The sequence below is a fragment of the Pseudomonas thivervalensis genome, assembly GCF_001269655.1.
Taxonomy (GTDB): Bacteria; Pseudomonadota; Gammaproteobacteria; order Pseudomonadales; family Pseudomonadaceae; genus Aquipseudomonas; species Aquipseudomonas thivervalensis.
Genome location: NZ_LHVE01000010.1, coordinates 169,840 through 177,123 on the forward strand (window position 1 = coordinate 169,840; position 7,284 = coordinate 177,123).

Annotated in this window: 5 protein-coding genes and 1 pseudogene; 4 read left to right on the plus strand and 2 right to left on the minus strand. The window is 61.6% G+C overall.

The features are described from left to right. The first annotated feature begins 100 nt into the window (after positions 1–100). The 3 genes from hydA (at position 101) to preA (ending at position 4,360) form a co-directional block, all read left to right on the plus strand. Positions 101–1,540: a dihydropyrimidinase gene (gene hydA, locus AD659_RS15635; protein WP_053122837.1), complete on the plus strand. Its 1,440-nt coding sequence runs from the start codon at positions 101–103 to the stop codon at positions 1,538–1,540. Between the two features lie 177 nt (positions 1,541–1,717). Then, positions 1,718–3,085, plus strand: a complete 1,368-nt coding sequence (locus AD659_RS15640) for an NAD(P)-dependent oxidoreductase (RefSeq protein WP_053122839.1) — start codon at positions 1,718–1,720, stop codon at positions 3,083–3,085. Next, positions 3,086–4,360, plus strand: coding sequence for an NAD-dependent dihydropyrimidine dehydrogenase subunit PreA (preA, locus tag AD659_RS15645; protein WP_053122841.1), 1,275 nt, complete (start codon positions 3,086–3,088; stop codon positions 4,358–4,360). A gap of 143 nt (positions 4,361–4,503) precedes the next feature. Here preA and AD659_RS15650 read toward each other — a convergent pair whose 3' ends face one another. Both AD659_RS15650 and AD659_RS15655 read right to left on the minus strand, forming a co-directional pair. Further along, entirely contained in the window at positions 4,504–5,124 is a 621-nt protein-coding gene (locus AD659_RS15650; protein ID WP_053122843.1) for a TetR/AcrR family transcriptional regulator, read from the minus strand. Between the two features lie 269 nt (positions 5,125–5,393). Continuing rightward, positions 5,394–5,736: pseudogene (locus tag AD659_RS15655) on the minus strand (DUF6124 family protein). A gap of 906 nt (positions 5,737–6,642) precedes the next feature. Here AD659_RS15655 and AD659_RS15660 point away from each other — a divergent pair. Continuing rightward, a partial coding sequence (locus AD659_RS15660) for an OprD family outer membrane porin (protein ID WP_428838853.1) occupies positions 6,643–7,284 on the plus strand: 642 nt, incomplete at its 3' end.

Here is a 7,284-nt window from a genome sequence, read left to right on the forward strand (position 1 = left end):
ACAGTCGTGACAAGAATATAAACCGGCACGACTTTACCTACCGTGATGGATAAAACATAAAGAACCGGCAACAGTCGGTCATGCCTGCGAGGAACTCGGAATGTCTCTGTTGATCCGTGGCGCCACCGTTATTACCCATGATGAAAGTTATCGCGCCGATGTGTTTTGCGCCGACGGCGTGATCAAGGCCATTGGTGACAACCTGGATGTTCCGGCCGTTGTCGAAGTGCTCGATGGCAGCGGTCAATACCTGATGCCCGGCGGCATCGATCCCCATACGCACATGCAGTTGCCGTTCATGGGCACGGTCGCCAGTGAAGACTTTTTCAGTGGCACGGCGGCGGGCCTCGCCGGGGGCACCACCTCGATCATCGACTTCGTGATTCCCAACCCCCAGCAGTCGCTGATGGAAGCCTTTCATCAATGGCGCGGCTGGGCCGAGAAAAGCGCCAGCGACTACGGTTTCCATGTAGCGATCACTTGGTGGAGCGAGCAGGTCCGTGAAGAAATGGCCGAGCTGGTCAGCCATCATGGCGTGAACAGCTTCAAGCATTTCATGGCCTACAAGAACGCGATCATGGCCGCCGACGACACCTTGGTGGCGAGCTTCGAGCGCTGCCTGGAACTGGGCGCGGTGCCCACCGTGCACGCCGAAAACGGCGAACTGGTCTACCACCTGCAACGCAAGCTGCTGGCCCAGGGCATCACCGGCCCCGAAGCCCATCCGCTGTCGCGGCCCTCGCAAGTGGAAGGCGAAGCCGCGAGCCGCGCCATCCGCATCGCCGAAACCCTGGGCACGCCACTGTACCTGGTGCACGTGTCCACCAAAGAAGCCCTGGACGAAATCACCTACGCCCGGAGCAAAGGCCAACCGGTCTACGGTGAAGTACTGGCCGGGCACCTGCTGCTGGACGACAGTGTTTATCGCGATCCCGACTGGCAGACCGCCGCCGGCTACGTAATGAGCCCACCCTTCCGCCCACGGGGGCATCAAGAGGCACTCTGGCACGGCCTGCAATCCGGCAACCTGCACACCACCGCCACCGACCATTGCTGTTTCTGCGCCGAACAGAAAGCCGCCGGGCGTGACGACTTCAGCAAGATCCCCAACGGCACCGCCGGCATCGAAGACCGCATGGCGGTGCTTTGGGACGAGGGGGTCAACAGCGGCAAATTGTCGATGCAGGATTTCGTCGCCCTGACCTCCACCAACACCGCGAAAATCTTCAACCTCTACCCTCGCAAGGGGGCGATCCGCGTTGGTGCCGATGCCGACCTGGTGCTCTGGGATCCCCAGGGTAGCCGGACGATTTCAGCCAAGACCCACCATCAGCAAGTGGACTTCAACATCTTCGAGGGCAAGACCGTGCGCGGCGTGCCCAGCCACACCATCAGCCAGGGTCGGCTGGTGTGGGCCGACGGCGACCTGCGGGCCGAACGCGGCGCCGGGCGCTACATCGAACGGCCGGCGTATCCGGCGGTGTTCGATTTGTTGAGTAAGCGGGCGGAGCTGAATCGGCCAACGGCCGTGAAACGCTGACCCCAGGATCGTTCCCACGCTCTGCGTGGGAATGCCTCTGGGGACGCTCCGCGTTCCGCTTTGGGACGCAGAGCGTCCCGGGCTGCATTCCCACGCGGAGCGTGGGAACGATCAAGGCGACCGAAAAAAACCACTGCCCACCAGAGGCAGCACCTCAAACACCGTGAGGCCCATTCCATGATCCAGCCCTTGAGTCACCTCCCCCATTCCCAGGAAGACCCGGCCACCCTCGCCGCCCGCTTCAGCGACCTGGCGCCGCCGCTCAACGCGCGCCAGGCCCACCTGGAAGCGTCCCGTTGCCTGTACTGCTACGACGCGCCCTGCGTGAACGCCTGTCCCAGCGAGATCGATATTCCTTCGTTCATTCGCAACATCCATCAGGACAATGTCCAAGGCGCGGCGCAGAAAATCCTCTCGGCCAACATCCTCGGGGGCAGTTGCGCCCGGGTCTGCCCCACGGAGGTGCTGTGCCAACAGGCCTGCGTGCGCAACAACGCCCATGAATGCGCGCCGGTGTTGATCGGCTCGCTGCAACGCTATGCGGTGGATAACGCCCACTTCAGCGGCCACCCGTTCCAACGGGCCGCCACCACCGGCAAGCGCATCGCCGTGGTCGGGGCCGGGCCGGCGGGGTTGTCGTGCGCCCACCGCAGTGCGATGCACGGCCATGACGTGGTGATTTTCGAAGCCCGCGACAAGGCCGGCGGCCTCAACGAATATGGGATCGCCAAGTACAAACTGGTGGACGACTACGCCCAACGTGAACTGGACTTCCTGCTGGGCATCGGCGGCATCGAAATCCGTCACGGTCAGAGACTCGGCGAAAACCTGAGCCTGAGCGACTTGCATCAACAATTCGACGCGGTATTCCTCGGCCTCGGCCTGGCCGCCAGCAAACAACTGGGCCTGAGCGACGAACAGGCACCGGGGCTGCTGGCCGCCACCGAGTACATCCGCGAACTGCGCCAGGCCGACGACCTCAGCCAGTTGCCCGTGGCCGACCGTTGCATCGTCCTCGGTGCCGGCAACACCGCCATCGACATGGCCGTGCAGATGGCTCGCCTCGGCGCCCGGGACGTCAACCTGGTCTACCGTCGGGGCCTGGAAGACATGGGCGCGACCTTGCATGAGCAAGACATCGCCAAGGCCAATCAGGTGCGCCTGCTGACCTGGGCCCAACCGCAACAGGTGTTGCTCGATGACGCCGGGCACGTGTGCGGCATGCGCTTTTCCCGTACCCACCTGGAAAACGGCCGACTGGTCATCGGCGCCGAGACCTTCGACCTGCCCGCCGACGCCATTTTCAAAGCCATCGGCCAAGCCTTCGACGACAGCGCGCTGGTGGACCCACTGGCCCGGGAACTCAAGCGCCAGGACGGGCGGATTCTGGTGGACGAACACCTGCGCACCAGTGTTCCCGGGGTCTACGCCGGCGGCGATTGCACCAGCCTCGACCAGGACCTCACCGTGCAGGCCGTGCAGCACGGCAAGCTCGCCGCCGAGGCGATCAACGCTCAACTGATGCTCAACGTGGAGGCTGCGTAAATGGCCGATCTGTCGATTGTCTTCGCTGGCATCAAAGCCCCCAATCCGTTCTGGCTGGCCTCCGCGCCGCCCACCGACAAGGCCTACAACGTCGTCCGTGCCTTCGAGGCCGGCTGGGGTGGCGTGGTCTGGAAAACCCTCGGTGAGGATCCGGCGGCGGTGAACGTGTCATCGCGCTACTCGGCCCACTACGGGGCCAATCGCGAGGTGTTGGGCATCAACAACATCGAGCTGATCACCGACCGTTCGCTGGAGATCAACCTGCGGGAAATCACCCAGGTGAAGAAGGACTGGCCAGACCGGGCGTTGATCGTCTCACTAATGGTGCCCTGCGTCGAAGAGTCCTGGAAGAACATCCTGCCCCTGGTGGAAGCCACCGGCGCCGACGGCATCGAGCTGAACTTCGGCTGCCCCCACGGCATGCCGGAACGGGGCATGGGCGCGGCGGTCGGCCAGGTGCCCGAATACGTCGAGCAAGTGACCCGCTGGTGCAAGACCTACTGCTCGCTGCCGGTGATCGTCAAGCTCACGCCGAACATCACCGACATCCGCGTCGCCGCCCGCGCGGCCCATCGGGGTGGTGCGGATGCGGTGTCGTTGATCAACACCATCAACTCCATCACCAGCGTCGACCTGGACCGCATGGTCGCCCTGCCCAGCGTCGGCAGCCAGAGCACCCACGGCGGTTACTGCGGTTCGGCGGTCAAGCCGATCGCGCTGAACATGGTCGCGGAAATCGCCCGCGACCCGCAGACCCGGGGCTTGCCGATCTGCGGCATCGGCGGCATCGGCAGTTGGCGCGACGCCGCGGAATTCATCGCCCTGGGCAGCGGCGCGGTGCAGGTCTGCACGGCGGCGATGCTGCATGGTTTTCGCATCGTCGAAGAGATGAAGGACGGCCTGTCACGCTGGATGGACAGCCAGGGTCACGCCAACCTGCAGGCGTTCTCCGGTCGCGCGGTGGGCAACACCACCGACTGGAAGTACCTGGACATCAACTACCAGGTCATCGCCAAGATCGATCAAGAGGCCTGCATCGGTTGCGGGCGCTGCCACATCGCCTGCGAAGACACCTCACACCAGGCCATCGCCAGCCTCAAGCAGGCGGACGGCACCCATGTGTATGAGGTGATCGACGACGAATGCGTGGGCTGTAACCTGTGCCAGATCACCTGCCCGGTGCAGGACTGCATCGAGATGGTGACGGTGGACACCGGCAAGCCGTTTCTGGATTGGAATCATGATCCGAGGAATCCCTATCATGTCACTGCTTGAAAGTTGAGGTGCCTGGGCTACCGTCATCGCGAGCAGGCTCGCTCCCACATTGGATTTGTGGTGAATACAAATTTTGTGTCCACCACCGATCCCCTGTGGGAGCGAGCCTGCTCGCGAAGGGGCCATCAGCTCCCACACAAACCTCAAGGCTCCAACCCAATCCCCCGCAAAATCACACTGGTCACCGTCTGCACCGCCCGTTCGAACTGCATGTCAGACAGCGGCTGGTGGTCGTTGAGGATGTTGATCTGATGGTCGAAGTCGGCGTAGTGCTGGGTCGAGGCCCAGATCATGTAGAGCAGGCTTGAAGGCTCCACCGGCAGGATGCGTTTGTCCTCCACCCACTGGTGGATTTTCGCTTCCTTCATCTTGGCCCAGTCATAGAGGCTGGCGTCCAGCGCCTGGCCCAGGGTCGGGGCGCCGTGGATGATCTCGTTGGCCCAGACCTTGGAGCCGTAGGGCCGACTGCGGGAGTGGTTCATCTTGGCGCGGATGTAGCTGCTGAGCACCACCCGCGGGTCGTCGAACATTTCGAAGCACAAGGCGTCCTGTTTCCAGACTTCCAGCAGGTCGAACAGCACGGCGCTGTACAGTTCGCTCTTGGTGCTGAAGTAGTAATGCAGGTTGGAACGCGGCAATTGCACTTCGGCGGCGATGTCGGCCATGGCGGTGCTGCCGAAACCTTTCTCGGCAAAGACTTTCTCGGCGGCCAACAGGATTTTCTCGACGTTACTGCGACGAATCTCGATCTTGTGATTGCCCATGAGGGCTCCCTGGCAACAGCGTTGATCAAGACTAGCATTCGCCCACTCTTGAAAACACCGGGGATCCCTGCGGGAAGGCTTTTGTGGCGAGGGAGCTTGCTCCCGCTCGGCTCTGTAGGAGCTGTCGAGTGCAACGAGGCTGCGATCTTGCCCCAGACAATTGAGTCGCAAGCGAAAGATCAAGATCAAGATCAAAAGATCGCAGGCTTCGCCAGCTCCTACAGAACCCAGCGGGAGCAAGCTCCCTCGCCACAAAAGCGGGTTTTGCGCTATGTCGACTGCCGTGCTTCGACGTTATCCAGCGCGCGGTTCGCCAACATTGTGCTCAGTTCGATCAATTGCTGTGCCCAGGGCAATGTGGCGCCTCGGACCTTCCAGGTCGAAGGCCAGGTCATTGACCATGGCATTGGCCGAGGCCAGGTTTTCGCTGAGGTTGGCGAGCAGGGTTTCGGTGTCGACGCCGTTGACGACGGTGAACAGCTGGCCGGGCTCGGCCTCGGGTTTGCTGGGTTTGGGCTTGAGGTAGGAGTCAAGGATGCGGTCGGCGGCTTTGTCGAACGCTTTTGAGCTGGATGGATCTGTATCCGGTGGGTTGGGGGTTACTTTGAACATAGATGAAGCTCCGATGCATTTAAAAGGGAGCCAACATCCCTTTCGCTACCAAACGAATTAGGGTGGCGGCCATACGAAGGTTGGTAGACCGGGCATCGGAGCCGGCGCCTCCGAAGAGGCCCTGCGCATGGCCACCAAAAAGCGAAGTGTAGGATTGCACTTGCAAGAGATGACGCTATGCACCGATACCTGGGCTACCAAACCCGATCGCTGATTCAATCAGCGACCCGGAAACGATAGAGCCCTGGCCCAAGGCGCACAAGCCGGCGGATTCTGGCGCAGTTGTAGGTAACGGCGCAAGACAACGTAGCCCGATCCCGAACGATCCTACCTATGAATAAACACAGGCCTGTTTGGACTGGAAACAGAGCTAACAACACACCCCTTGTGGCGAGGGAGCTTGCTCCCGCTGGGTGGCGAAGCCGCCCCAAAAATTTGTGCTGAAACAAAGAACCTGGGCCTGCTGCGCAGTCCAGCGGGAGCAAGCTCCCTCGCCACAAGAGCCGCTTAAGCCTTCCGATCGGGGGCATTCGACTAATGTCTTAGACCAGTCATCGCACAACTGAGCATCCTCCCCACTATTCTCAAATCCCGGATTTACCCGGCTCCACCGCCTTCGATCTTGACCTCCACCGACGAAAGCCGTTGCACCGCCTCATTTTGAAGCACGCCCGAGTTGGATAATTCCGATAATGGCCAGTTGACAACGAGCAGCCGCTTCCAAATAATCCACCCCATGTTGTACGACGACGTATGACAAATAAAAACAACAAAAAGTAAGGGAGCGCCATAGTGAGCACACGTGTCCGTTTTTCGCCCAACCATCGTCCAAACCGCCGTACTCTTCGCAACACCAGCCCCGCCCTGGTCCTGCTCGGTTGCAGCAGCCTTGCCGCGTTTCTGCCGATGACCGCCAGCGCCGAAGGCTTCGTCGATGACGCCAAGGCTACGTTGAACCTGCGCAATTTCTACATCAACCGCAACTTCACCAACCCGAACAACGCCCAAGGCAAAGCCGAAGAATGGACCCAGAGTTTCATCCTCGACGCCAAGTCCGGTTTCACCCAGGGCACAGTCGGTTTCGGCGTGGATGTGCTGGGGATCTACTCGGTCAAGCTCGACGGCGGCCGTGGCACGGCGAACACGTCCCTATTGCCGGTGCATGACGACGGTCGCCCCGCCGACGACTTCGGTCGCCTCGGCGTGGCCCTCAAGGCCAAGGTCTCGAAGACTGAACTGAAGGTCGGCGAATGGATGCCGGTGCTGCCGATCCTGCGTTCCGACGACGGTCGTTCCCTGCCGCAAACCTTCCGTGGCGGCCAGGTGACGTCCACCGAAATCAACGGCCTGAGCCTCTACGGCGGCCAGTTCCGTGGCAACAGCCCGCGTAACGACGCGAGCATGGAAGACATGTCGATGAACGGCCGCGGTGCGTTCACCTCCGACCGTTTCAACTTCGGCGGCGGCGAATACGCCTTCAACGAGAAACGCACTCAGGTCGGCGTCTGGTACGCGGAACTGTCCGACATCTACCAACAGCAGTACTTC

Coding starts and splice junctions, on each gene's coding strand:
- hydA (WP_053122837.1), top strand. CDS start 101: ATGTCTCTGTTGATCCGTGGCGCCACCGTTATTACCCATGATGAAAGT.
- AD659_RS15640 (WP_053122839.1), top strand. CDS start 1,718: ATGATCCAGCCCTTGAGTCACCTCCCCCATTCCCAGGAAGACCCGGCC.
- preA (WP_053122841.1), top strand. CDS start 3,086: ATGGCCGATCTGTCGATTGTCTTCGCTGGCATCAAAGCCCCCAATCCG.
- AD659_RS15650 (WP_053122843.1), bottom strand. CDS start 5,124: ATGGGCAATCACAAGATCGAGATTCGTCGCAGTAACGTCGAGAAAATC.